Annotated in this window: 19 protein-coding genes; 6 read left to right on the forward strand and 13 right to left on the reverse strand. The window is 70.0% G+C overall.

Going from position 1 to position 25,586, the window contains the following annotated elements; translation table 11 throughout:
- Positions 1-9: 9 nt before the first annotated feature.
- On the reverse strand, positions 10-1,182 hold the full coding sequence (locus tag F0P95_RS02240; protein WP_182335530.1) for a putative peptide maturation dehydrogenase: 1,173 nt from the start codon (positions 1,180-1,182) through the stop codon (positions 10-12).
- Between the two features lie 105 nt (positions 1,183-1,287).
- On the opposite strand from F0P95_RS02240, the gene F0P95_RS02245 reads away from it, so the two are divergent.
- Positions 1,288-1,644, forward strand: coding sequence for an NHLP-related RiPP peptide (locus tag F0P95_RS02245; RefSeq protein WP_232528738.1), 357 nt, complete (start codon positions 1,288-1,290; stop codon positions 1,642-1,644).
- Here F0P95_RS02245 and F0P95_RS02250 read toward each other — a convergent pair.
- The 4 genes from F0P95_RS02250 to aceB form a co-directional block, all read right to left on the reverse strand.
- The gene (locus F0P95_RS02250) at positions 1,584-4,220 is read right to left on the reverse strand and encodes a putative peptide modification system cyclase (protein WP_182336688.1); all 2,637 of its coding nucleotides are present in this window, start codon (positions 4,218-4,220) and stop codon (positions 1,584-1,586) included. The genes F0P95_RS02245 and F0P95_RS02250 overlap by 61 nt on opposite strands.
- 28 nt (positions 4,221-4,248) lie before the next feature.
- A complete protein-coding gene (locus tag F0P95_RS02255; RefSeq protein ID WP_182335531.1) occupies positions 4,249-5,295 on the reverse strand; it encodes a GGDEF domain-containing protein in 1,047 nt (348 codons plus the stop codon).
- Positions 5,296-5,477: 182 nt separating this feature from the next.
- Entirely contained in the window at positions 5,478-6,809 is a 1,332-nt protein-coding gene (gene aceA, locus F0P95_RS02260) for an isocitrate lyase (RefSeq protein WP_182335532.1), read from the reverse strand.
- 54 nt (positions 6,810-6,863) lie between these two features.
- A complete protein-coding gene (gene aceB / locus F0P95_RS02265; RefSeq protein WP_182335533.1) occupies positions 6,864-8,504 on the reverse strand; it encodes a malate synthase A in 1,641 nt (546 codons plus the stop codon).
- Positions 8,505-8,612: 108 nt separating this feature from the next.
- On the opposite strand from aceB, the gene F0P95_RS02270 reads away from it, so the two are divergent.
- Both F0P95_RS02270 and F0P95_RS02275 read left to right on the forward strand, forming a co-directional pair.
- Positions 8,613-9,581, forward strand: a complete 969-nt coding sequence (locus F0P95_RS02270) for a LysR family transcriptional regulator (protein WP_182335534.1) — start codon at positions 8,613-8,615, stop codon at positions 9,579-9,581.
- 97 nt (positions 9,582-9,678) lie between these two features.
- Positions 9,679-11,763 carry a S9 family peptidase gene (locus F0P95_RS02275; protein WP_182335535.1) on the forward strand — a complete coding sequence of 695 codons (2,085 nt, stop codon included), beginning with the start codon at positions 9,679-9,681 and terminating at the stop codon, positions 11,761-11,763.
- 77 nt (positions 11,764-11,840) lie between these two features.
- Here F0P95_RS02275 and dld read toward each other — a convergent pair whose 3' ends face one another.
- From dld to F0P95_RS02305, 6 genes are all read right to left on the reverse strand, one after another.
- Complete coding sequence (dld, locus tag F0P95_RS02280; RefSeq protein ID WP_182335536.1) at positions 11,841-13,538, reverse strand: D-lactate dehydrogenase; 1,698 nt, start codon at positions 13,536-13,538, stop codon at positions 11,841-11,843.
- Positions 13,535-14,674, reverse strand: a complete 1,140-nt coding sequence (gene lldD / locus F0P95_RS02285) for an FMN-dependent L-lactate dehydrogenase LldD (RefSeq protein WP_182335537.1) — start codon at positions 14,672-14,674, stop codon at positions 13,535-13,537. The genes dld and lldD overlap by 4 nt, the downstream gene beginning before the upstream one ends.
- Positions 14,671-15,456 carry a transcriptional regulator LldR gene (gene lldR / locus F0P95_RS02290; protein ID WP_269150862.1) on the reverse strand — a complete coding sequence of 262 codons (786 nt, stop codon included), beginning with the start codon at positions 15,454-15,456 and terminating at the stop codon, positions 14,671-14,673. The genes lldD and lldR overlap by 4 nt, the downstream gene beginning before the upstream one ends.
- Positions 15,457-15,472: 16 nt before the next feature.
- Positions 15,473-17,131: an L-lactate permease gene (gene lldP, locus F0P95_RS02295; RefSeq protein WP_182335538.1), complete on the reverse strand. Its 1,659-nt coding sequence runs from the start codon at positions 17,129-17,131 to the stop codon at positions 15,473-15,475.
- A gap of 369 nt (positions 17,132-17,500) precedes the next feature.
- Entirely contained in the window at positions 17,501-18,202 is a 702-nt protein-coding gene (locus F0P95_RS02300) for a LytR/AlgR family response regulator transcription factor (RefSeq protein ID WP_182335539.1), read from the reverse strand.
- Positions 18,190-19,899 (reverse strand): histidine kinase, encoded by a 1,710-nt coding sequence (locus F0P95_RS02305; protein WP_182335540.1) that lies wholly within the window; start codon positions 19,897-19,899, stop codon positions 18,190-18,192. The genes F0P95_RS02300 and F0P95_RS02305 overlap by 13 nt, the downstream gene beginning before the upstream one ends.
- Before the next feature lie 180 nt (positions 19,900-20,079).
- Between F0P95_RS02305 and F0P95_RS02310 the strand changes: the two genes are divergently transcribed.
- Entirely contained in the window at positions 20,080-21,582 is a 1,503-nt protein-coding gene (locus tag F0P95_RS02310; RefSeq protein WP_182335541.1) for an alpha/beta hydrolase, read from the forward strand.
- Positions 21,583-21,775: 193 nt separating this feature from the next.
- Here the strand turns inward: F0P95_RS02310 and lepB are convergent, their stop codons facing one another.
- Positions 21,776-22,405, reverse strand: coding sequence for a signal peptidase I (lepB, locus tag F0P95_RS02315; RefSeq protein ID WP_182335542.1), 630 nt, complete (start codon positions 22,403-22,405; stop codon positions 21,776-21,778).
- Positions 22,406-22,570: 165 nt separating this feature from the next.
- On the opposite strand from lepB, the gene F0P95_RS02320 reads away from it, so the two are divergent.
- A complete protein-coding gene (locus tag F0P95_RS02320) occupies positions 22,571-23,068 on the forward strand; it encodes a 3-dehydroquinate dehydratase (protein ID WP_232528739.1) in 498 nt (165 codons plus the stop codon).
- A complete protein-coding gene (locus F0P95_RS02325) occupies positions 23,055-23,282 on the forward strand; it encodes a hypothetical protein (RefSeq protein WP_054668187.1) in 228 nt (75 codons plus the stop codon). Before F0P95_RS02320 ends, F0P95_RS02325 begins: the two co-directional genes overlap by 14 nt.
- Before the next feature lie 91 nt (positions 23,283-23,373).
- Here F0P95_RS02325 and dcp read toward each other — a convergent pair whose 3' ends face one another.
- Positions 23,374-25,530, reverse strand: coding sequence for a peptidyl-dipeptidase Dcp (gene dcp, locus F0P95_RS02330; RefSeq protein WP_182335543.1), 2,157 nt, complete (start codon positions 25,528-25,530; stop codon positions 23,374-23,376).
- Between the last annotated feature and the right edge of the window lie 56 nt (positions 25,531-25,586).

Below are 25,586 nucleotides of genomic sequence, written 5' to 3' on the forward strand. Positions count from 1 at the left end.
AATTGCGCCTCACGGCTCCAAACCCGCGCATCCCCACACCTTGCCCACGGGATCGAACTCGGCGATTTCCTGTCGCGCGGCACGCCAACCGAATCCCCCCACCGCGACCGGTCCGTCGCACAGGGGGGCCAGGCCGAAGGCGCGTTCCAACTCACCTTCGTTGATCGCCGCGGTCACGAACGCTCCCAGGCCCAGGTCAGTGGCGCTCAAGCACAGCGTCTGCGAGAGATGGCCAACATCCATCAGCAGCGCGCGATAAGCCTTGGGATGGTCGCGGTACTTCCAGTAACTGCGCGCCACGCGAGGCGCGTAGATCACCAGCACCGGAGCCTGGGCAAACCACCACTGCCCGGCCAGTGCCCTGCGTGCCAGGTCATCCAGCGGCATGGCCGGGGCGGGCAGCGGACGCAGGGCATGCTCGTGTGGGCGGTAGTGGTACAGGCCCGGGGGCACCCCCTGGACCCGTTGCACCAGTAGATAGGCCTCGGTTGCATGCAACCCACCTCCCGAAGGGGTGTGTTTTTTCAGAAATTCGATGCCCTCTCCCGCAATCACGCTTCCCTGCGCGGCGAAGACCCGGTCCAGCATCCGCGCGAACAGCGCCTGCTCCAGCCCCCGCTCAGGATCGAAGTTGCGGCAGGTGGTACGCCTCTCGAGCAGCGTGTCCAGGCTATCGGCGGGAGCCCGCTGCAGCGGAATGTCCGGGCCACAGCCGTCGCGCTCGGCCACCGCAGGCGGCGGTGTGCCGCAGGTGCGCAGCAGGCCGGCGACCGTATCCATGCCCAGTCGCTGCATCGAGGCCACGCTGTCCACGCCACTCCAGCAACTGGCCTTGTGCACGACCGCGGCCAGTGGCCACCAGTTCAATGCGCGGTGGCGTTCATCGGCCGCGCATTGCGATGCAAAGCGGGGGTCATCGGAAACCAGCAGCCCCGTTTCCAGCAGGCGCGACAGGATGTCCTCCGGCATGGCATCGGCCACGCTCCACAGCTGCGGACTGAAACGCCCCAGCCATGCCATCTCTGCCTCCGACACCTCGATTTCCTGCTCAAGGTGCGGTGCCAGTGCGAGCCAGCGACGGGTACGTGCAACCCCCACGCCGCCAGCGAGCAGCCCGGCCAGATCAAAGCTCGCGGTCTCCCGTGATTCAAAGAAAACACATGCACAGCGACGCACGTTCATGGGTATGATCCTCATGCCGCGCGGGGGGGGGGGCGCTGCATATCCATACAATCTCGAGAAGCCGGTCAAGCGCCTCTGGCGCCCCCCAACCGGACAGGGGGAACAATGAGCAACGGCTCCAACAATGACGACGCTGCGGCTGGCCATCCAGGCCTCGATGAGGTGATGGCGGACACGCTGCTGGAGAAGCTGTCCAGCGACGATGGATTCCGCGCGCTTTTCCACGCCAATCCCATCCAGGCACTGGCCGATCTTGGCGTGGACGCGGCGCAGGCACTGGCGCCCGTGGCGCCTGCCGTGGGCGATCCGTTCTATTGCATGACCACTACCCAGCTGGCCAGCAAGGAAGAGATTGCCGCTGCCCGCACCGAATTGCAGGCCCACCTCACGCGCGCGGGCAATCACGCTGTGATCTTCTGCTTCGAAGCCGAAAGGATCGCTTCGGCCCTGGACAGCAACTGAGGAGACAGTACCGAGGCAGGCCACTGCCGCAGGAAAACCTGGATTTCGGCAGTGGCCTGGCTGTTCTTTCCCTGTGCCGCCAACGACTCGGCAAGCCACAGCCGCGCTAGCCGTGAGTCAGCGACGTTCAAGGGCTGCAGCGCCTGCGACGCATTGGCTTCGACATAGGCCAGACCGCGCCGCTGCAACAGCCAGCGCGCCTGCGTTTCGGCTTCGGCATGGCGGCCCGAGGCGGCCAGCACGCGGTACAGTGCGACCCGCGACTGGTAGAGATCGTCGGCACGGGGCGATAGCAACCTGCTGGCCTCGTCGTGACGCCCGTTGGCAGCCAGTTGACCGGCCTGCACGATTCGCTGCAACGCGGCCGTGGTTGCCCCGAGCCTCCCCTTGTCCGGCAATGCATCGACCTGCCTCAGGACATCGGCCGCCAGGCTGGAATCACCATCACGCTGTGCCAGCCAGGCATTGGCCAACAGCATCGACGTCAGGTCCATGCGATTGGAAGGGTCCCAGGCAGGATCGGCTATCGCGCCCACCAAGGCCTGGGCGGTGGCCGCACGGCGTGATCTCGGCAAGGACACACCGGTCATCTGCGCCACCACGCCCGAGATGAAGCGGAACTGCAGGTTCAAGAACGCTTCCTGCGTGGCGCTGGTCTCCAGTGCACCATCCGCCGCCGCCCTGGCCTGCGCCCATTTACCCTGGTCAAGCGCCAGCGACACCCGATCGATCATCGGCACCAGGTCGGTGCCCGCGTAGCCGCTGGGTTTGATGGCTTCCAGCGCGGCCATGGCTTCTGCCGGCCGCTCAAGCACCGCCAGCACGTTGGCGATCCGCCGCCCCTGGCCTGCCTGGGTCTCATTCCCGATTTCGCGCAGCCGCTTCAACGCTGGCTCCGTCGCTCCCTTGGCCAGCAGGATTCGCGCCAGGAAATCAGCCGCCAGCGGTCGCAACGGATCCTGCGGTACGTCGGCGGCCTGCGCGTAGGGCAATGCCTCATCCATCCGATTGGCCGAAAACAGGTGCCAGGCAGAGTTGGCCTGGCCGGCAAAGTCGTCGGGATAGAGGCCTGCCATGAGCTGCCATTTCTCCAATGCCTGCGCCGGCGCCCGCAGCTCGGCCTCCCAGGCGTCCAGGTAAAGGCGCTCGCGATCGGGCAGGCGGTGCCTCAGTGCCAATGCGCGGTCGAGGAAAGGCATGGCCGCCGGTCGCTCCGAACGCGCCACCATGACACGCGCCGCGCCAAGGTAGCCAAGCGCGAATTCGGGATCCAGCGTTGTTGCCTCGCCATACATCTGCATCGCCTGCTGCCACTTTCCCTGACGAGTGGCCTGCAATCCAAGCGCATAGGCGCGCAGGGCGTGGAGGTTGGAGGTCGTAACCGATGGCAATGGCTGGGACGCGGCCTTGACCGACGCACTGGTTTCACCCAGATGGCCGCGCAGGCGCAAGGCGATGGCGTCGACCGAGGCCAGCAGGGATTCCAGGCCGCGGCCATCGACGAAATCCGAACGGATCGTGATCTGGGTATGCGGGTCGACGATCTCCATGCTCAGGCGCAGCTTGCCCCCCACCTCGGAGACCGCAGGCAGTATGACCAGGCGTGCGCCGTCGCGCAGCGCCACTTCCGATGCCAAGGTGCGGTCCAGGCGGGATACCGCGGGATCACGGCGCATGCGCGACAGCGTGTCGCGCGTCTTCATGTCGCTCAGCACGTTGACATGCCGCGACTGCTCCAGGCTGACACGCAGGGCCTGCATCACCGAATCGTCCAGCAGTGCATTGCCGGTCAGGTTGCGCAGGTCGCCCATCACCACCCAGTCGCGCTCGGCGAAGGCGATGGCCGGCTCCGGCCGCGCGATGAACCAGGCCCCGAGCCCCAGCGCCACCAGCAATGTCGCTTCGGCAACCAGCGCCATCGGGCGCCGCCACAGCGGCAGGTCGCGCCAGGCCTTGGGCGTGCTGCGTGGCATGCGCAGCGGGGCGAACCCAGGCTCGCCGACCTCGAACACTTCCTGCGTGGTCGGCACGCCCTTGAAGTGCCAGCGCCCGTGCGATCTCCACAGCAGGTGCTCGCTGCGCGCACCCAGCTCGCGGGCGGAACGGTGCGCCAGCGACTCGGCCACCGCCGACAGCAGGATCTGCCCGGGCCGGGCCAGCGCCATCAACCGCGCGGCCAGCGGCTTGGCCAGGCCCTCGACCTCCAGCGGCTTGGCGCCGGCCTGCACCGCCTCGGCGCTGTTGTGCCAGGTCAGCACCTCGCCGACATGCATGCCGGTACGCGCCTGCAGGCCGATGCCGCGCAACTGGCCCAGCTGCTCCAGGCCCTGCCGGTAGTCCAGGGCGAACCCCAGCCCGTTGACCGGCCGCTCGAACAGCAGCAGCAGGCCGTCGGAACGGTCGATCATGCGCCCCTTCCACTGCTGCTGCAGGCGCAGTACCAGCCGGTCGTGTTCCTGGAACAGTTCCGCGGCCGCGGTGTCGCCCAGCCGCTCCACCAGCGCGACCGAGTCGCACAGGTCGGTCAGCAGCAGCGTATGCAGGCGGGGGGCCGGGGCACCCGCCGTTGCATCCATGTCCGGCGTGGTGGGCACCTGCTGCATGTCAGCCGGTGCCCAACCAGTCCACCGGCCATTGCAGCCGGTTGCCGCCACGCCGCTTGGCCTCGTACAGGGCGCTGTCGGCATGGGCGTACCAGTCGTTCCAGTCGCGCGACGGGTCGAGCAGGCAGACGCCGATGCTCACCGGGCAGACACGCGGCACCGGCTGCGAGCGTTCCAGCAGGCCATGCACGGCATGCAGGATGAAGCCGGCCACGTGCTCGAGCATCTCGGTATCGGCCTCCTGCACCAGCAGGCAGAACTCGTCGCCGCCCAGCCGGCAGGCCAGCCCGCCCGGCTGCACCACCGAACGCAGGATGTTGGCGACCGCCTGCAGCACGCGGTCGCCGACCAGGTGGCCGTGCTCGTCGTTGATGCGCTTGAAGCGGTCGCAGTCGATCAGCAGCAGTCCCTGCGGCGGGTTCCGCGACGGCTGCCGGCATTCCTGCAGGTAGAGGGTCAGGCCGCGGCGGTTGTGCAGGCCGGTCAATTCGTCGGTCCGCACCAGTTCCTCGGTATGGCTGAGCTGGTGCGTGGTGGTGTAGAGATTGTCCAGCGCCGCTTCCAGGTCGTGGTTGCGGCGCCGCAGCTGCCGGATCAGCATCTGTTCGTTGGAGACCACGCGCATGATCGTGCGGCGCAGGAAAAAGGCGACCCGGCCCGGATCGTGGTCCACCAGCTTCTGGAAATCGGGGTGCCCGAGTTCGAGCAGGGACAGTTCGGTCGAGGCACGGGCATCGGCGCCGCGGCGGTGGTCGCCGATCAGCAGGCCGAGTTCGCCGAAGAACTCCCCCGGGCCCAGGTACTTGACCACCAGGTCCTCGCCGAAGTTGAGATCGACGATGCCGCTGACGATGACGAACATGGCGTCGCCCGAATCCCCCCGGCGGAACAGCACCTCGCCGGCCGCGACCTGGCGCTGCCGCGCGAACCGCGAGAACAGCGCGAATTCGTCGGGCGACAGGACAGGATGCACGATCTCGGCCATCGCCATGTGGGCGACACCCGGTTCGCGCTCTTCGGCCATGATTGCAGCACTTTCGCTGGTCATTCCCTCAGCCCCACCGCCCCTTCGTCCCCGGGGGCTAGCGCGGAAGAATAGCACTGGCGCAAAGCGCGGAGCATGCCGCATCCGGCGACAGCCGCATTCAGCCATGTATAAGGAAGGGCGGCCGTCGCGGCCGCCCTTCTGCACCATACCCATGCGATGGGAAAAGTATCGAAACGCGGGCTTCAGGCGGCCTTGCCGGCCTCGAACTGCGCCTCCTCGGTGGAGCCGGTCAGCGCGGTGACGCTGGAGGCGCCGCCCTGGATCACCGTGGTCACATCGTCGAAGTAGCCCGCCCCCACCTCCTGCTGGTGGGAAACGAAGGTGTAGCCCTGCCCGCGCGCGGCGAACTCCGGCTCCTGGACCTGCTCCACGTAGTGGCGCATGCCCTCGCCACGGGCGTAGTCGTGGGCGAACTTGAAGGTGTTGAACCAGTTGATGTGGATGCCGGCCAGGGTGATGAACTGGTACTTGTAGCCCAGTGCGGACAACTCGTCCTGGAAGCGGGCGATGGTGCGGTCGTCCAGGTTCTTCTTCCAGTTGAACGACGGCGAGCAGTTGTAGGACAGCAGCTTGCCCGGGCTGGCCGCGTGCACCGCCTGGGCGAACTCGCGGGCGAATCCCAGGTCCGGGGTACCAGTTTCGCACCACACCAGGTCGGCATAGGGTGCGTAGGCCACGCCGCGGCTGATCGACTGCTCCAGCCCGTTGCGCACCCGGTAGAAGCCCTCGGCGGTGCGCTCGCCGGTGACGAAGGGCGCGTCATTGGGGTCGAAGTCGCTGGTCAGCAGGTTGGCGGCCTCGGCGTCGGTCCGCGCCAGGATGATCGTCGGCACCCCCAGCACGTCGGCGGCCAGGCGCGCGGCCACCAGCTTCTGGATCGCCTCCTGGGTCGGCACCAGCACCTTGCCGCCCATGTGGCCGCACTTCTTCACCGCCGCCAGCTGGTCCTCGAAGTGCACGCCCGCGGCACCGGCGACGATCATGTTCTTCATCAACTCGTAGGCGTTGAGCACGCCGCCGAAGCCGGCCTCGCCGTCGGCCACGACCGGCAGGAAGAAGTCGATGGCCTCCTCGGCCTTCAGCTTGCCGTCGACGATGTTCTTCCACTGGATCTCGTCGGCGCGCTGGAAGGTGTTGTTGATGCGGCGGACCATGGTCGGCACCGAGTCGTAGGCGTACAGCGACTGGTCCGGGTACATGGTCTCGGAGGTATTGCCGTCGGCGGCCACCTGCCAGCCGGACAGGTACACCGCCTCCAGCCCGGCCTTGGCCTGCTGCATCGCCTGGCCGGCGCTGATCGCGCCGAAGGCGTTGACGTAGCCCTTCCTGGCCTCGCCGTTGAGCAGCTTCCACAGCCGCTCGGCGCCGCGCCGGGCCAGGGTGTGCTCGGGCTGCACGGTGCCGCGCAGGCGCACCACGTCGGCGGCGCTGTACGGGCGGCGGATGCCGGCCCAGCGCGGGTTGCTGTCCCAGTCGTGCTGCAGGGCGTCGATCTGTTGCGTGTAGGTGCTCATGGTGGAACTCCTTGGGGGCGGGGCGTGCAGTAAGGGGGTGGCCGGTGGCAGGGCTCAGTCGATCTGCCGGTACGCCGGCAGGGTCAGGAACTCGGCCAGTTCGTCGGCGTGGCTGAGCGCGCCGAGCAGTTCGATGGCCTGGGCGATGCGGTCGCCGCCGGGCAGTGCGGCGGTGTCGCCCAGGCGTGCCGGCAGCGCGCGCAGGGTGGCGTCGAGCAGCGCGCCGTCGATGGCGGTGCCGTCGTCCAGGTGCTGGTTGCCGGCATGCAGCCACTGCCAGATCTGGCTGCGGCTGATCTCGGCGGTGGCCGCGTCCTCCATCAGGTTGTGGATCGGGACGCAGCCGTTGCCGTCCAGCCACGCGGCCATGTAGCGCACGCACACCTCCACGCTGTTGTCGAAGCCGGCGCGGGTGATGGTGCCGGCGCAGGGGGCCACCAGGTCATCGCGGGTGACGTGCACGTCGCGGCGCAGCACGTGGTGCTGGTTGGGGCCCGGCATGTGCTCGTCGAAGATCGCGCGCGCCACCGGGATCAACGCCGGGTGCGCCACCCAGGTGCCGTCGTGGCCGGCGCTGACCTCGCGCAGCTTGTCCGCACGCACCCGCGCCATGGCCTGCTCGTTGGCGGCCGGGTCGTGGTTGATCGGGATCTGCGCGGCCATGCCGCCCATCGCATGCGCGCCGCGGCGGTGGCAGGTCTGGATCAGCAGCTCCGAATACGCCTTCAGGAACGGCTGGGTCATGGTCACCTGGCCACGCTCGGGCAGCACCTTGTCGGCATGCCGGCGGAAGGTCTTCAGGTAGGAGAAGATGTAGTCCCAGCGGCCGCAGTTCAGGCCGACGATGCGCCCGCGCAGCGCATGCAGGATCTCGTCCATCTCGAACACCGCCGGCAGCGTCTCGATCAGCACGGTGACCTTGATCTGCCCGTGCGGCAGGCCGAGCATGCCCTCGATGTGCGCCAGCGCGGTTTCCCACAGTGCCGCCTCTTCCATCGACTGCAGCTTGGGCAGGTAGAAATACGGGCCGCGGTCCCGGCGCATCAGCGCGCGGGCGTTGTGGAAGGCGAACAGCGCCGCGTCGAACAGGCCGCCGGCGATCGGCTGGCCGTCGACCAGCACGTGCTTCTCGTCCAGGTGCCAGCCACGCGGGCGCACGATCAGCACCGCCTGCTCGGCGAACGGCCGCAGCGTGTAGTGCTTGCCGGGCGCGCCATCGGCCGCCGCCGGCGAGGTGTACTCCAGATCGCCGCGCACCGCACCGATCAGCGCCTGCTGGCCGGCCAGCAGGTTGCGCCAGGTCGGCGAGGTCGAATCCTCGAAATCGGCCATGAACACCCGCGCACCGGAGTTCAGCGCGTTGATGACCATCTTCGGGTCGGTCGGGCCGGTGATCTCGACGCGGCGGTCCTGCAGGGCGGCCGGGATCGGCGCCACCGTCCAGTCGCCCTGGCGGATGTGCGCGGTGTCGGTGCGGAAGTCCGGCAGCCCCCCCTGGTCGAAGAAGGCCTGGCGCCCGCCCCGCGCGGCCAGCCGCGCCTGCCGCTCCGGCTCCACCGCCCGGTGCAGCGACACCAGCAGCGCCAGCGCGCCGGCCGGCAGCAGCTCCGCCTGGCCGGCGAGCCGGGCGGCCACGGTGATGCCCGGGGTCGGGCGGGTGGGCGTGGACGGAACGGAGGAGGCGACGGCGGACATGGCGGAACCCTGCGTGTGTCGGGGGACTCCACCGTGCCGCCGGGTTCACTTATTTATCAAAACAGTTTTTGCAATACCCAACATAAGTTGTGCTAATAATCAGGCTGGATGGCGACGAAGAAGCCCGTAAATCCGCGTTTTTCCTACAAGTCCGACCGGCTCAAGCCGCTGCGCGCGTTCTGCCAGACGGTCCGCCTGGGCTCGGTGTCGCGTGCCTCGGAGGCGCTGTTCGTCAGCCAGCCGGCGGTGAGCCTGCAGCTGCAGGCGCTGGAACGGGAGCTGGGGGTGGTGCTGTTCGAACGCAGCGGCAGGCGCCTGGTGCCCAGCCGCGAGGGCCAGTTGCTGTACGAGATGGCGCAGCCGCTGGTGGAGAGCCTGGACGGGCTGGAAGCCAGCTTCCGCGACAAGGTCCGCGGACTGGACGCAGGCGAGCTGACCGTGGCCGCCAATACCTCGACGATCCTGTACCTGCTGCCGAAGATCGTCGAAGCGTTCCGCCAGCGCCACCCCGACGTGCGGCTGGTATTGCAGGACGCGATCAGCGCCGACGGCACCGAACTGCTGCGTGGCGACGCCGCCGACCTTGCCGTGGGCTCGATGCTGGATGTACCGGGCGACCTGAGCTACGCGCCGGTCTACGATTTCGAGCAGGTGCTGATCACCCCGCGCGGGCACCCGCTGGCCGGCAAGCGCGAACTCACCCTGGACGACCTCTCCGCCTTCCCGCTGATCCTGCCGCCGAAGCGGCAGATCACCTGGCGACTGGTCGACCTGGTGTTCCAGCGCCACCGCGTGCCCTACACCGTGGCGCTGGAAGTCGGCGGCTGGGAGGTGATCAAGCAGTACGTGGCAATGGGCATGGGCATCTCCATCGTGACCGCGCTGTGCCTCAACGATGCCGACCGCGAGCGGCTGGCGATCCGCCCGATGGCGCGCTACTTCCCCACCCGCAGCTACGGGGTGACGGTGCGCCGCGGCAAGGTGCTGTCGCCGCAGGCGCGCGCCTTCATCGCGCTGATCCGGCCCGACCTGTTCGCTCCCCGGCAGTACGACGACACCGGGCATTCGGAGCGGTGAAGGCGGCGCCGGGCCCGCGGCGCCGGGCTTAACGCAGCGCGCCCGGTTCCGCGCTAGCGTTGCCGCACCCGCCAGCGCGGCATACCGGAGTTCTGCCATGGATCGCACTCTGCTGTTCGCTGTCAGCCTCGCCCTCACCCTGTCCCTTTCCGCCTGCAACCGCACGCCTGCCGGCAGCGGAACGCCGGCCGCACCGGCCGCCACCGGCGCGCCGGCCGCCCCACCCGAACTGATCCCGCGCGACGCCCTGTTCGGCAACCCCGAACGCGCCAACGTGCAGATCAGCCCCGACGGCCGGTACCTGGGCTGGGTCGCCGCGGTCGACGGCGTGCTGAACGTCTGGGTCGCGCCGGCCGACGACATCGGCAAGGCGCGCGCGGTCACCGCGGACAAGGCGCGCGGCATCCGCCAGTACTTCTGGAGCCACCGCCCCGACACCCTGCTGTACCTGCGCGATACCGGCGGCGACGAGAACTTCCACCTGTTCTCGGTGGACCTGGCCAGCGGGCAGGCGCGCGACCTGAGCGACTTCCCGGCCACCCGCGCCGAGGTCGTCGGGGTCAGCCACCTGCATCCGGAATCGGTGCTGGTGGCGATGAACGACCGCGACCCGAAGTGGCACGACCTGTACCGGGTGGACCTGGCCAGCGGCCAGCGCACGCTGCTGGAGAAGAACACCCGGCAGATCGCCGGCTACATCGCCGACCCTGATTTCAAGGTCAGGATGGCCAGCCGCGCGCGCGCGGACGGCGGCAACGACCTGCTCGAACCCGATGGCAAGGGCGGCTGGAAGGTCACCGGCGAGATCCCGTTCGCCGACTCGCTGACCAGCTTCCCGGGCGGCTACACCAGCGACGGCAAGACCCGCTACTTCTTCGACTCGCGCGGCCGCGATACCGCGGCGCTGTATGCCATCGACGCCGGCACGGGGGCCAAGACCCTGGTCTACGAGGACGCACGCGCCGACATCGACGACGCCCTCGACGACCCGATGACCCAGCGCGCGCAGGCGGTGGCGGTCAATTACCTGAAGAACGAGTGGAAGGCGGTCGACCCGGCCATCGCACCGGACCTGGACACGCTCAAGGCCATCGGCCCGGGCAGCTTCAGCGTCACCTCGCGCACCCTCGACGACAAAACCTGGATCGTCGCCTACTCCGCCGCCGAGTCGCCGGTCACCTATTACCGCTACGCCCGTGGCGGCACCCCGGAGAAACTGTTCTCCGCGCGCCCGGCGCTGGAAGGCAAGGCGCTGGCGGCACAGTGGCCGCAGGAAATCCGCTCGCGCGACGGGCTGACCCTGGTCAGCTACCTCACCCTGCCGCGCACCGCCGACACCAATGGCGACGGCAAGGCCGACGCGCCGGTACCGATGGTGCTGCTGGTGCATGGCGGGCCGTGGGCGCGCGACATCTATGGCTACGACGCCTACCACCAATGGCTGGCCAACCGCGGCTATGCGGTCCTGGCGGTCAATTACCGCGGCTCCACCGGCTTCGGCAAGGCCTTCACCAATGCCGGCGACGGCGAATGGGCCGGCAAGATGCACGACGACCTGATCGACGCGGTGGACTGGGCGGTGAAGAACGGCGTGACGACGCGTGAGCAGGTCGCGATCATGGGCGGCAGCTACGGTGGCTACGCCACCCTGGTCGGGCTCACCTTCACCCCCGACACGTTCAAGTGCGGCGTGGACATCGTCGGCCCCTCCAACCTCGATACCCTGCTGTCCACCATCCCGCCCTACTGGGCCGCGTTCTTCGAGCAGTTCGCCCGGCGCGTGGGCGACCCCCGCACCGCGGCCGGCAAGCAGCTGCTGGCCGAACGCTCGCCGCTGACCCGCGTCGCCGCCATCACCCGGCCGCTGCTGATCGGCCAGGGCGCCAACGACCCGCGCGTGCGCCAGGCCGAGAGCGACCAGATCGTCAAGGCGATGACCGACAAGCACATCCCGGTCACCTACGTGCTGTTCCCGGACGAGGGCCATGGCTTCGCGCGCCCCGAGAACAGCAAGGCGTTCAACGCCGTGGCCGAAGGCTTCCTGGCGCAGTGCCTGGGTGGACGGGCGCAGCCCATCGGCGGTGATTTCAACGGCTCCAGCATCACCGTGCCGACCGGCGCGGACGGGGTGCCCGGCCTGGCCGAGGCGATCGGCGCCCACGTGCAGGACATCCGCCGCTGAGGCCGGCGCGGCACGGGCGGCCCACCCCACGGGAGCGGGCCGCCCGCACTGCATCGGCATGGCGCGCCGGGTGGGGCTCAGTGCGTGCAGTCGCAGCCCTGCCAGCCGGCCCGCTTGCTGGTCTGGCCGATGCCGGGGTTGAAGGTATTGGCGGGATCCAGCCGTTGGTAGAACGCGGCCAGCGCCGGCTTGGCCGGATACAGGTGGCCGACGTTGTGCTCGGCCGGATACTCGGCACCACGCGCGTCCAGCAGCGCCCACATCGCGTGCTCGATCGCCAGCGGATCCTCGCCCTTGCGCGCGATGTAGTCCTGGTGGAACACGTGGCACAGGAAGTGCCCGTAGTACAGCTTGTGCAGCAGGCGCGCATCGAGCTCGGCCGGCAACCGCTCGAACCAGTCGCGGTCGTCGCGGCGCAACGCGATGTCCAGGGCGACGATGTCCTGCACCCGGTCGCGGTGCACTTCGCGGTAGCGCACCGCGGCGCTGGCCACCGCGAAGCGGTGCAGGAACGCCTTGCGTCCCTCGTCCGCGGTGCAGCGGAAGAAGCCGCCTTCATGGCCGTCGAAGAAGCCGCGCAGCCAGGCCTCGGTTTCCGCCGCGTCGCGCGCGGAGACCTTCAGCAGCAGGTGGTGCTCGTAGCGTTGACGGAACTGGCGCATGCGCGGCGGCAGGTGCGCGGGCAGCAGCCCGGCCAGCGCCTGCAGCACCCGGTCGCTGGCCCCGCGCAGGCCCCACTGCTCGAACCAGCCGTCGATGCGGCTCTTCCAGGCGAACGCCGCCGGCACGCGCGCGGTGCCGAGCCGGTCGATCAGCAGGAACACGTCCTTGCCGTAACGCTCGCCGATGTCATAGGCATCGCGGTGGATGTATTCGCCGGAAATCGGCAGCCGCTCGAAGCCGGTGAGCAGCTGGCGCCGCAGCGCGGTGAGGCTGTCGGTGCGGTTGCTGCCGATGTAGAAGACCTCGGCCGGCTCCTTCTCGAAGGTATCCAGGCGCACCGCGAACACCGCCAGCTTGCCGGCCGAGCCCGATGCCTCGTGCAGCCGCGCCGGGTCGGCGTTGAACCGCGCCGGCGTGCCCGCATCCACCTGCCGCACCTGCGCGGCATAATGCGGGTCGGAGGCGGCACGGCCCCCGCCACTGCCGACGTCGGTCGCACGGTAATCGCCGGCCTGCAGGCGCGTGAGGATCTCCTCCGGACTGTCGCCCAGCGCGATGCCAAGGTGATTGACCAGGTGCAGCCGGCCATCGGCATCGACCTGTGCGAACAGCGCCAGTTCGGTATACGCCGGCCCGCGGCGCACCAGCGCACCGCCGGAGTTGTTGCAGATGCCGCCCAGCACCGAGGCGCCGATGCACGAGGAGCCGATCACCGAATGCGGCTCGCGCCCGAGCGGTGCCAGCACCTGCTCCAGCCGGTCGAGGGTGGCGCCCGGCAGGCACAGCACCTGGCGGCCGCCGTCCAGCAGCTGGATGCCTTCCAGGCGCAGCGTGCTGACCAGCACCACGGGACGGCCATAGTCATCGCCATCGGGCGTGGAGCCGCCGGTGAGCCCGGTGTTGGCCGCCTGCAGGATGATCGCCGCACCCGCCTGCACCGCCGCCTGCAGCACCTGCCACAGCTGCAGCAGCGTGCCCGGCCGCACCACCGCCAGCACCGGGCCCTCGCCGAAGCGGTAGCCCCTGCGGAAGCGGCGCGTGGCCTTGTCGCCGGTCAGCACATGGCGCTGGCCGACCGCATCGCGCAGGCGCCCCAGCAGCGCGGCGCTCACCGCAGCCGCGCCAGCGAATCGCGGCCGATGTCGGCAATGCGGCGCGCGCCGGTCAGGGTCATCGCCACCCGCATCTCGCTGGCGACCAGGTCCAGCAGATGGGCGACGCCGGCTTCGCCGCGGGCCGCCAGCGCGTAGACGAAGGCGCGGCCCAGCAGCACGGCATCGGCGCCGAGGGCGAGCATGCGCACCACGTCCAGGCCGGTACGGATGCCCGAATCGGCCAGGATCTTCAGTTCGCCCTGCACCGCATCGGCGATCGCCGGCAGCGCGCGCGCGGTGGACGGCACGCCGTCGAGCTGGCGCCCGCCGTGGTTGGAAACGACGATGCCGTCGGCGCCGAACCTGACCGCGTCGCGCGCGTCGTCCGGGTCGAGGATGCCCTTGATCAGCATCGGCCCCTTCCAGAACGCACGGATCCACTCCAGGTCCTTCCACGAGATCGACGGATCGAAATTGCTGCCGAGCCAGCCGATGTAGTCCTCCAGCCCGGTCGGGTGGCCACGGTAGGCGGAGATGTTGCCCAGGTCGTGCGGGCGCCCGCGCAGGCCCACGTCGAACGCCCAGCGCGGGTGGGCCAGCGCCTGCGCATAGCGGCGCAGCGCCGCGTTGGGCCCGCTCATGCCCGAATGCGCGTCGCGGTAGCGCGCGCCCGGCACCGGCATGTCCACGGTGAACACCAGGGTGCTCACGCCCGCCGCCTGCGCGCGCTCCAGCGCATTGCGCATGAAGCCCCGGTCGCGCAGCACGTACAGCTGGAACCACATCGGCCGCCGGAGCGCCGGCGCCACTTCCTCGATCGGGCACACCGACACGGTGGACAGGGTGAACGGCACGCCGCGGCTGTCGGCCGCGCGCGCGGCCTGCACCTCGCCGCGGCGCGCGTACATGCCGGTCAACCCGACCGGCGCCAGCGCCACCGGCATCGCCAGGCGTTCGCCGAACAACGTGGTGTCCAGGCTCAGGTCGGCCATGTCGCGCAGCACGCGCTGGCGCAGGGCGATGTCGGCCAGGTCCGATACGTTGCGGCGCAGCGTGTGCTCGGCGTAGGCGCCGCCGTCGATGTAATGGAACAGGAACGGCGGCAGGCGCCGCTTTGCGGCCGCGCGGTAGTCGGTGGAAGCGGAGATGATCATGGGCTGGCCGTGGCGGAAGGCAGGCGCGAGGCCCGTGCGCGCCGGGCCTCGTTTTCATCGAGCGTGCGCAGCGTGGTGTGCACGAACTCCAGGTGGGACAGCGCGGCGGCGCGCGCGCGTTGCGGGTCGCCGGCCAGCACCGCATCCATCATCTCGCGGTGCTGCTCGGACAGCGGCGAGAAGGTGCGCGGCGAGGTGTACAGCCGCTCGCGGCTCTGCGAGATGTTGGCCTGCAGCAGGTCGAACAGGCCGCGCATCACCTGCAGCAGCACCAGGTTGTGCGAGGCCTCGGCGATGGACAGGTGGAAGTCGGCATCGGCGCTGGCTTCGCCGGCGGGGTCGTCCTTGCCGTGTGCATCCATCATGGTGGCGAAGGCGCGGGCGATGCGCGCGCGGTCCTCGGCGGTGGCACGCAGCGCGGCATGCCAGGCCGCGGCGCCTTCCAGCGCATGGCGGATTTCCAGCACGTCGAAGCGGTATTCCGGGTCGCCCTGGAACAGCGGCAGGTAGGGCGCCAGCGGCTCTTCGATGGCCTGCCGCGCGCGTGCCGCCGGTTCGGCCACGAAGGTGCCGCCACCCACGCGCGCGACCAGAAGGCCCTGGCTGCTCAGCTGGGCGATGGCCTCGCGCAGCGCGGTGCGCGACACCCCCAGCTGCACCGCCAGGGTGCGTTCGGCGGGCAGGCGGTCGCCTGCCTGCAGCTGCCGCTCTTCCACCAGCGCGCGCAGTTGCGTGGCGACCCGGTCCGATACCCGCTGCGGTGTTCGCTGATGCATGTTCATGCCGCCATTGTGCCGCTCAGGGAATCATCCACGTCAGCCACCATGCCTGTGCGCTGGTGATCACCCCGACCATCACCGTGAACGCCAGGCTGTGCTTGATGGTGAACCGGAACAGGTCGGCCTCCCTGCCGGCCAGCCCCACCGCCGCGCAGGCGATGGCGATGGACTGCGGCGAGATCATCTTGCCGGTGACGCCGCCGGTGGTGTTGGCCGCCACCAGCAGCACGTCGGACACGCCGATCTGCTGCGCGGTGGTGGCCTGCAGCGCCGAGAACAGCGCGTTGGAGGAGGTGTCCGAGCCGGTCAGGAACACGCCCAGCCAGCCCAGGAACGGCGAGAAGAACGTGAATGCATCGCCGGTATGCGCCAGCGCCAGGGCCAGCGTCGCCGACAGCCCGGAATAGTTGGCGATGAAGGCGAAGGCCAGCACCATGCCGATGGAATAGATCGGCGTCTTCAACTCGCGCACGGTCTCGCCGAAGGTGGACAGCGCGGCCCGGGCCGGCATCCGCAGCACGACGATGGCGATCAGCGCGGCGAGCAGGATCGAGGTGCCGGTGGCCGAGAACCAGTCGAATTTGTACACGGCGTCGTAGGCGCTCGGCGCATCGACGATCGGCGGCATCTTGCTCACCTGTCCGTCCAGCCCCGGCACCGGCAGTTTCAGTACCCAGTGCTGCAACGGCCCCCCGGCGGCGAACAGCGCCTTGAACGGCTTGATGCTCCACAGCGTGACCAGCGCGGTGAGGATCAGGAACGGCGACCATGCGCGGATGATGCGGCCGGCGCTGTAGCGCGGCACTTCCACCATCGGGGCAGTGGCGCTTGCATCACCGGCATCGTCGAAGCGGAAGATGCGCCGCGGCTGCCAGCGGCGCAGGAACAGGGTCAGGCAGACCAGCGACGCCAGCGACGCGGTGATGTCCGGCAGTTCCGGGCCGAGGAAGTTGGAGGTCAGGTACTGCGCCAGGGCGAACGCGCCGCCGGCCACCAGCACCGCCGGCCAGGTTTCGCGGATGCCGCGCCAGCCATCCATGATCGCCATGATCCAGAACAGCACGATCAGGGTCAGGAACGGCAGCTGGCGGCCGGCCATCTGCCCGATCTCGAACGCGTCCAGCCCGGTCACCTGGCCGGCGACGATGATCGGGATGCCCATCGCCCCGAACGCCACCGGCGCGGTGTTGGCGATCAGGCACAGGCCCGCCGCGTACAGCGGCTTGAAGCCCAGCCCGACCAGCAGTGCGGCGGTGATCGCCACCGGCGCACCGAACCCGGCCGCGCCTTCCAGGAACGCGCCGAAGGCAAACCCGACCATCAGCATCTGCAGGCGCTGGTCCGCGGTCACCGACAGGATCGAGGCGCGGATGATGTCGAACTGGCCGGTCCGGACCGAGACCTTGTACAGGAACACCGCGCCGAGAATGATCCAGGCGATCGGCCACAGGCCGTAGACGAAGCCATACAGCGCCGCGCCCAGCGCCTGCAGCGGCGGCATCCGGTAGAACAGCAGCGCCACGCCCAGGGCGATGGCGACGGTGAGCGTGCCGGCCAGCCAGCCCTTCATGCGCAGCACCGCCAGCGCGACGAAGAAGAAGGCGATGGGCAACAGCGCGATCAGACTGGACAGCCAGATGTTGCCGGCCGGGTCGTACAGTTGTTGCCAGGGCTGCATGTCGACTCCCGATGGAGGGGCGGCGCCTGCACACGGCAGGCATCCCACGGCGCCACCATTGGTATGACCAATGTATGGCTTTTGGCCCGACGGGCGTCGATGCAACCGGGCGCGCCACGGAGCGCGCATTAAATCACAGGTTTCCGCGGGATATTGGACCGACCAATTCAGGCGGATGCATGCGCCGGCCGCCTGCCCACGCCGGCCGGCCGATCCATCGGCCAGCGCCGGAAATCACCTGGACGCATCCGCACGGCCGATGCCGGGTGACGGCCCCCTTGCCGCTGCGGTCAGCGCCCGGATCGCCGCCCGGGGCGCGACCGCGTCGACGATGCCGGCATGGCGCCGGCCGTCATCGCCCTGCTGGCCTCATTCAAGCCCAAGCTGGCACCGCAGGGCCACGACATGGGCGCGTCCGACAGGCAGCTCCGCGCCGTCGCCCAGTACCAGCCAGTAGCGGCTTCCCGAGGCCGCGCGCAGGGTACGTACATGGCGCAGGTTGACCAGATAGGAGCGATGGCAGCGCACGAAATCGGGCGGCAACAGGCTGCCCAGTCCGGCAAGGGATTTGTCGTGCAGTTCACTGCGGCCGTCGCGCATGCGCAGTTCGCTGTAGTCGCCGTCCGCGCGGATCCACACCACGTCGGCAAGCTCGACCAGGGCCGTGCCCTGGGCGCGCCATATGCCCAGGTAGCGCGCCTGGCCGGCGCGGTAGCGCCCTGCATCGAGCAGGCGTTCCAGGGCCTGGCCCAGGCGTTCGCGCGCAAACGGCTTGGGCACGAAGTCCAGCACGCCATGCTCGAACGCCTGCAGCGCGCGCTCGCGATGGGCCGATACCACGACGCAGTGATACCGCCCCGACACCGCGCGCCGCAGCAGTTCGAAGCCATCCTCGCCCGCCAGGTTCAGGTCCAGCAGCAGGCCGTCGTAGACATTGCGCTGAAGCCTGTCCCCGGCCGCCTCGAGGTCTTCCACCGCATCGAAGCGCGCACGCGTGCCGGCCAGCTCCGCGCACAGGCGCAGCAGGCGCTGGCGCACCAGCGGCTCGTCCTCGACGATCAGGACGCGCATGCCATCTCGATCCGGCCGCGCCAGTCGGCCCCCTCGATGCCCTGGACGAAGCGCCAGCCTCCGGGGCAGGCCGCCGCCAGGCTGGCCTCGATGTAGCGCGTGCCGGTACCGCGGCCACGGTGGGGCGACGCCCCCGGGGCGCAGCGCAGTTCAATGACCCAGCGCCCGTTGTCGCGATGCACGCGCAGGCGGAACGGGTGCTGTGCGCAGGCGCTGGCGCCGGCGTGGGTCAGCGCATTCTCGACCTGGGCATGGAGCACGCCGGGCGGCACCGACAGCCGCATGTCATCGGCATCGACTTCGAGCGTCATGGGCTGATCCAGGGCCAGGCCGACGATGGCCAGGTGACTGCGGCACAGGGCCAGTTCGTCCTGCAGCGGAACGCTCTGCCGGGCACTGCTGTCGCGCAGCCGATCGAACTGTTCGGCCAGCGATTCGACCATGCGGCTGGCGCGTGACGGCGCCTGTTCGATCAGCTCCTGCAGGCAGGTCAGCGTGTTCATGAGCCAGTGCGGCTGGATGCCCCGCTGCAGCAGTTGCAGGGACAGGCGCGCGCGCTCCTCGCGCAGGCGTGCGTTGTGCCGGTCCAGCGCCCGCAGCTGTGCGGCGTGGCGCAGCAGCAGGAAGCCCATCAGCACCGACAACAACAGGAAGAACGGGCCATCGAGGAAGGCGCTGCGCCCCACTGCCAGCGCCAGCGCCCCGGCCAGCACCAGCGCCAGGATCGGCCAGCGTTCTTCGGGCGCGCCACGGATGCGCAGCAGCAACCCCGCCGAGGCCAGCAGGCTCAACAGCAGGACCGCCGTTGAGCGGGTATCGAAACCGGGCAGGAACGCGGCCGCCAGCGCGAGCGCCGCCAGGAAGGCAACGCGGACGCCGGCGGGTATGGCGACGGCGAAGCGGCGCGCGAGATAGGCCGGCAACAACACCGCCGCCGCGCAGTGAAGGGCCAACAGCGCAAGCAGGCGCGGGCCATGCCACGGATAGGTGTAACCCAGCAGCGGACGCCAGGCCTCGACGACCGGCAACGCCAGCCCGACCAGGCACAACGCGAGCAGCAGGCGCGCGTCGGGCGCGCGCAGGCGGCCGCGCTGCACCGCAAGGAAATACAGGCAGGCGGCCGCGAGCGCGCCGGTGGCGAAGGCGGCGATCAGCCAGGGCCGCAGGACATGGCCATACAGCAGCCCGGGGGGCGCCACCAACGCAATGGCGTCGGCGTTGCGCAGGGGAATGCGCGGGTGGTGGCTGGAGGCGAGCACCACCAGTTCGTCCGTCCCGCTGCCAGCGGCAGGCGGCAGCACCCGGACAATGTCGACAAGGCCGGGGCGCTCCTCCGCGGCGGTCCGGCCCACGATGCCGTTGCCTGGCAAGGGCTGGCCATTCCAGTACAGCCGGCTGGCGCCCCGCAGCGACAGGCGCAGGGCGCGGCCGTCATCGCCTGGCGCGGTGCCCGCCGTCGACCGCCAGCGCAGCCAGTAGGGACCGCGCCAGCCGCTGAGGACGGTCTGGTCGAGCGGGCGCCAGTCCAGGTCTGCCGGCGGGTGTTCCGGCAGACGCCCGGAGGCCGGGAGCGTCGCCGGCGCCATCTCCCCGGCCAGTACCTGCATCGTCGTCATGTCCGCCGTCGCGGCGACCTGCCACGCGGCCACCGCGGCGATCAGGACAAGCAGTACGGCCAGGGTGCGTGGGATCTGCATGGATCCATCGTATCGGCTGCGCGGAGACATTGGACCGCCATGGGGAGCCGTTCAACGGACCGGCGCGGCAGAACCGCGGTACCCGGGGCGATGCTGGCCCCGCTGGCGCGATCCGCCGCATGCCCGGTGCGGGCACCGGCACCGGTCGCACACCCCGTTCCCCAACCACTGGAGTCCGCCATGTCCCGCAATCCGCTTTCCGTTTCCGGCAACCGCAGTCCGTCCCTCCGCTGGGTGGGCAGGCTGGCGGGCATGTGCATCGCCCTGGCGGCCGCGGCACCGGCGTCGGCGTCGGAAGCCGATGCGCCCGCCCGGCTGGTGTTCTCGCCGTACGCCATGAAGACCCAGAAGCACGGCACGATCGCCGCCGAAGAAGCCTTCCTGGAGGTACCGCGCCGACACCGCGAACCCGACGGCCCGCGCATTCGCCTGCGGGTGGTACGGCTACCGGCCACCGGCGGCGATGGCCGCACCGCACCGGTGGTCTACCTTGCCGGCGGCCCGGGCGGCTCCGGTTTCGGAACCGCGCTCGGTCCGCGCTGGCCGGTGTTCGACCGGGTCCGGCGCGAGGCTGATGTGCTGTTGCTCGACCAGCGCGGCACGGACTTTTCGGAAATGCCCCCGGAGTGCCCGCATGCGCACCGGTTCGACGACACCCGGCCGCTGCAGCGGGACGCGGCGCTGGCGGCGCTGCGCGACACCGCGGCCAGTTGCATCGCCCAGTGGCGCGAAGCCGGGGTCGACCTCGACGCCTATACCACCGCCGAAAGCGCCGACGACATCGAGGACCTGCGGCGTGCGATGGGCCTGCCACGCATCAGTCTGTGGGGCATGAGCTACGGCACGCACCTGGCCCTGGCCACCGTCCGCCGCCACGGCCCGGGCCTCGAGCGCGTGGTGCTGATGGGAACCGAAGGGCCGGACGACACGATCAAGCTGCCGTTGGCTGCCGATGCCCTGCTGGCGGAGCTGGCCGTGGTCGCCCGGGAACAGGGGTTCGACGACCTGCAGGGCGCCGTCCGCCGCGTGCTCGAGGCGGTCCGCCGCCAGCCGGTGGAAGCCGGCAGCCCCATGCACGGCGGCAGGAAGGTCGTCATCGGCGAGTACGACGCGAAGATCGCGATTGCGAACGCGCTCGGAAGGCGTTCTACCCAGCGGATTCTGCCGCTCCTGCTGCGCCAGGCCGAAGCCGGCGACTACGCCCTGCTGGCAGGTTTCGTATTGATGATGCGCGAGAGCCTGGGGACGTTCCGCGCCATGCCGCTGGCAATGGACATCGCCTCCGGCCAGAGCCCGCAACGCCGCGCACTGGCCGAAGCGCAGGCGCGCGACAGCCTGTTCGGCGACGCCTTGAATTTCCCGTTCCCGGAACTGGCCGATGGCCTCGGGCTCATCGACCTGGGCGAGTCGTTCCGCGGACCGCTGCGCAGCGACGTGCCGGTGCTGTTCATCAGCGGCACGCTCGACGGCCGCACCCCGCCGGCCAATGCGCGGGCACTGCTGCCCGGGTTCAGCCAGGGCCGGCAGTTGCTGGTGCGCGGCGCCAGCCACGACAACGAACTGTGGCTGGGCAACGCGGATATCGCCGCGAACATCGCCGGCTTCCTCGCCGGGCGCCCGCTGGCCGTTGAGGCACTGGATGTGCCGTTGCCGACCTTCGTCACCCGCAAGGCCGACCTGTAGGCACCCGCCCCGGCGGCGGCGACGGCCTCCGCTTCACGACCGGTGCGGACGCGCACGTGCAGGGCATTCCCGGCCCGCGATGCCCCCCGCTGCCTGACCCGCGACCCGGCCAGGCAGCAGCGCCGTGCCGGCGCACCGCCACGCCCCGACCGCTGCCCGCACGCAGAAACCGCCATCAGCGGAGCGGGTGCGGCTACAGCGGCCGCCAGGCGAGTCCCTCGCCCCGCCGCCAGTACACCGCCCGCGCCCTGCCATACACCTTGTCGGCGTCGACCAGGCCAAAGAAGCGCCCGTCGAAGCTGTTGCCACGATGGTCGCCCAGCACCAGCAGCGTGCCCGCGGGCACGGTGATGCCGTCGATGTCCGGTCCACCGCCGGCGTCCAGGTCCAGCGTCACCTGGCGGGTGCCGAACGCCTCCTGCCGGGGCATCCGGCTCAGCGGCCGGCCGTTGATGCGCAGGTAGCCATCGTGCAGTTCCACCCGGTCGCCGGCCACCGCCACCACGCGCTTGACCAGCCGCGTGCCGTCGGCCGGCGAGTCGAACACGGCGACATCGCCGCGCCGCGGATGGCCGGTATCGAGCAGGCGGATGCTGCTGAACGGAAGGCGCAGGCCATAGGCGCGCATGTCCACCACGACGCGGTCGCCGGGCTGCAGCGTGGGCTGCATCGAGCCGCTGGGCACCTGGTAGTGATTGGCCAGCGTGTCGCGCGCCGCGCACAGCAACAGCAGCATCAGCGCCAGCGGCGGCGCCTCCCTGCGGAGCCACTGCCACGGCCGCCGCGGCACGCGGCCGGGACGGGCGGACGAATCGACATGCATGGCGCGCTCCCTCCGGGTACTGCCGCATGCGACCCCGGCGGCGGCCGGCAAGTTCCCGAAGCTACGCATTGTTTACGCCGCCAGCGGCATGGCGGCATGGCGGTTTTACGCGCCGGCGGCGCATCGTGGCGTCACCGCGCTTCCCGCGCCTGACACCCAGCCATCATGCCTCGTCCCTGCCTGCACCCCACCCCCGCGCCGGCCCACAGGCCGCAGTCGGTCTTCCTGCTGCGCGGGCCCGACCTGCCCGGCAACGCGCCCCACACGCCCGCCCCGCTGCCCGCCGCGGTGCTGCAGTCGGTGGTCAGCCGTGCGCTCGAGGCCGACACCACGCTGGCCCTGCGCGACTGCCGCTCCGAGCAGGAACTGCTCGAAGCCCTGTGCGTTGCCGACCACGACCCGGCCGACGTCGTGCTGCTGGCGCCCGGCGCCTGCGTCTCCAGCGAGCGGCTGCGGCGGCTGTTGCCGCGCTTGCGCAACGCCTATGTCGAAGTACATGACGACGCCGCCGATGCTCCCCCGGCGCAGCTGCCGGAAAACGCGGGCCGCCGCCTTGCGGTCGCCCGCGGGTGCGGCGCGCAGAGCTACGTGCTGGCGCTGGAGGTGGCATTGGAGCACCTGGCCTGCAGCGAGGCCGGTGAGCGGGTGCATGTCGGCACCTGATGGCGGCATCCGCCACTACGCCGCCGGTTACGAGATCCTCGCCGACGGCCATCCACGTTGGTGGGGGCAGCTCGCCGTCAGCGTCGGCAGCGGCGTCGGCGATCCGCCGGGCGACGATCCGCAGGCCCTGCTGCAGCACATCTGCGTGCTGGCGGCGCGCAGGCACGAGGCGACGCCGGCGCAGGTGCGCCTGTTGATGCTCGTGCGCCTGTGAGCGCTCCCGGCGCCGGCAGCGCCACCGGTCATGCGCATGCGCACGGCAGGGTCGCCCCTGCCGTGCGCGCTGCCGGCGCGGGCCGGATCGCTTACTTCAGCCCGCGGTTCTTCAGCAACGGCTCCACGCTCGGATCCTTGCCGCGGAACTCGCGATAGGCGGTGGCCAGGTCGCGGGTGTTGCCGATGGACAGGATCCTGTCGCGGAACACCTGGCCGTTCTCGCGGGTCAGGCCGCCATGCTCCTTGAACCACTCGAAGGCGTCGTGGTCGATCATCTCGGCCCAGAAATAGGCGTAGTAGCCGGCCGAATAGCCGCCGCCCCAGATGTGGTCGAAGTAGCTGCTGCGGTAACGCGGCGGCACCTGCGCCAGGTCGACGCGGTACTGCTTCAGCGCCGCGGCTTCGAACGTGCCCACGTCCTGCTGCGGCGCGTCGGCGCCCTGCGTGTGCCAGGCCAGGTCGAGCAGCGCCGCGGCCAGGTATTCGGTGGTGGCATAGCCCTGGTTGAAGGTCCTGGCCTTGGCGATCCTGTCCACCAGCGCCTGCGGCATCGGCTCCCTGCTCTGGTAGTGCTTCGCATAATTGGCGAACACCTTCGGGTCCGATGCCCAGTGCTCGTTGAACTGCGACGGGAACTCGACGAAGTCGCGCGGCACGCCGGTACCGGCCACGCTCGGGTAGCGGGTGTTGGAGAACATGCCGTGCAGGGCGTGGCCGAACTCATGGAACATCGTGGTGACGTCGTCCCAGCTCAGCAACGCGGGCTGGCCGGCCGCGGGCTTGGTGAAGTTGCACACGTTGTAGACCACCGGCCGGGTGCCGGCCAGGCCGTCCTGTTCGACGAACACGTCCATCCACGCACCGCCGGACTTGCTGTCGCGCTTGAAGAAGTCGGCGTAGAACAGCGCCAACGGCTGGCCGTCGGCGTCGGTGACCTCGAACACACGCACGTCCGGGTGGTAGACCGGGATGTCCTTGCGCTCCTTGAACGTCACCCCGTAGAGCTGGTTGGCGGCGAAGAACACGCCGTTCTGCAGCACGTTGTCGAGCTCGAAGTACGGCTTGATCTGCGCCTCGTCCAGGTCGTACTTCGCCTTGCGTACCTGCTCGGCATAGAAATCCCAATCCGACGCCGTGGCCTTGAAGCCGCCATTCTGGGCATCGATGACCTTCTGGATCTCGGCCAGTTCGCCGCGCGCCTTGGCGGTGGCGGCCGGCACGGTGTCGGTCAGCAGTTTCAGCGCGTTGGCCGGGGTCTGCGCCATCTGGTCGGTGAGGTTGTAGGCGGCGTAGTTCGGGAAGCCCAGCAGCTTGGCCTTGGCCGCGCGCAACTGCGCCAGGCGCTGGATGATCGCGCGCGCGTCGTTGCCGTCGCCCTGCTCGGTGCGGGTCTCCGAAGCCTGCAGCACCCGGGCGCGCAGCGCGCGGTCGCGCAGCGACGCCAGCACCGGCTGCTGGGTGGTGTTCTGCAGCGCCAGCACCCACTTGCCGTCGAGCTTGCGGTCCTTGGCCGCTTCGGCCGCGGCGGCGATGTCGCCATCGGACAACCCGGCCAGCGTGTCCTTGTCCTCCACCACCACCGCGCCGGCGGCGGTGGCCGCGACCAGCTTGTTGTGGAAGTCGTTGGCGAGCGTGGCTTCCTCGGCGTTGTAGCGCTTGAGCGTTTCCTTGTCGGTATCGCTGAGCTGGGCGCCGGCCTTGACGAAGCCCTTGTAGGTTTCCTCGACCACGCGCAGCTGCTCCGGATCGAGCCCGGCGCCGGCGCGGGCGTCATAGACCGCCTTCACCCGCTCGAACAGCCTGGGGTCCAGGTGGATGGCGTCGCTGTGCGCGGCCAGCTTCGGGATCACCTGTTCCTGGATCTTCTGCCGTTCCGGATTGGTGTCGGCCTGCACCACGCCGAAGAACACGCGGCTGGTGCGGTCGAGGATGGCGCCGGATTTCTCCAGCGGCAGCAGGGTGTTGTCGAAGCTGGCCGGCTCGGCATTGGCGGTGATCCGGGCGATCTCGGCCAGTTGCTGGCGCATGCCTTCCTCGAACGCCGGCAGGTAGTCGCCGTCCTTGATCCGGTCGAACGCCGGCGCCTGGAACGGCAGCGTGCTGGCGGTCATGAACGGATTGGTCGAAGCGTCGGCGGGCTGGCCGGCGGGGGCGGTCTCGGTGGTCACGGAGGCAGTGGACTCCTTGCCGGTACAGGCCGCCAGCGCGAGGTTGATGGCGGCGGCCAGAATGAGGGTGCGCGACATGTAACGTGCTCCTGCGGGACGGGGGATGCGTGCGATCCCGCACCCTACTCCCTCGG

It is taken from the genome of Stenotrophomonas acidaminiphila, assembly GCF_014109845.1.
Lineage (GTDB): Bacteria > Pseudomonadota > Gammaproteobacteria > Xanthomonadales > Xanthomonadaceae > Stenotrophomonas > Stenotrophomonas acidaminiphila.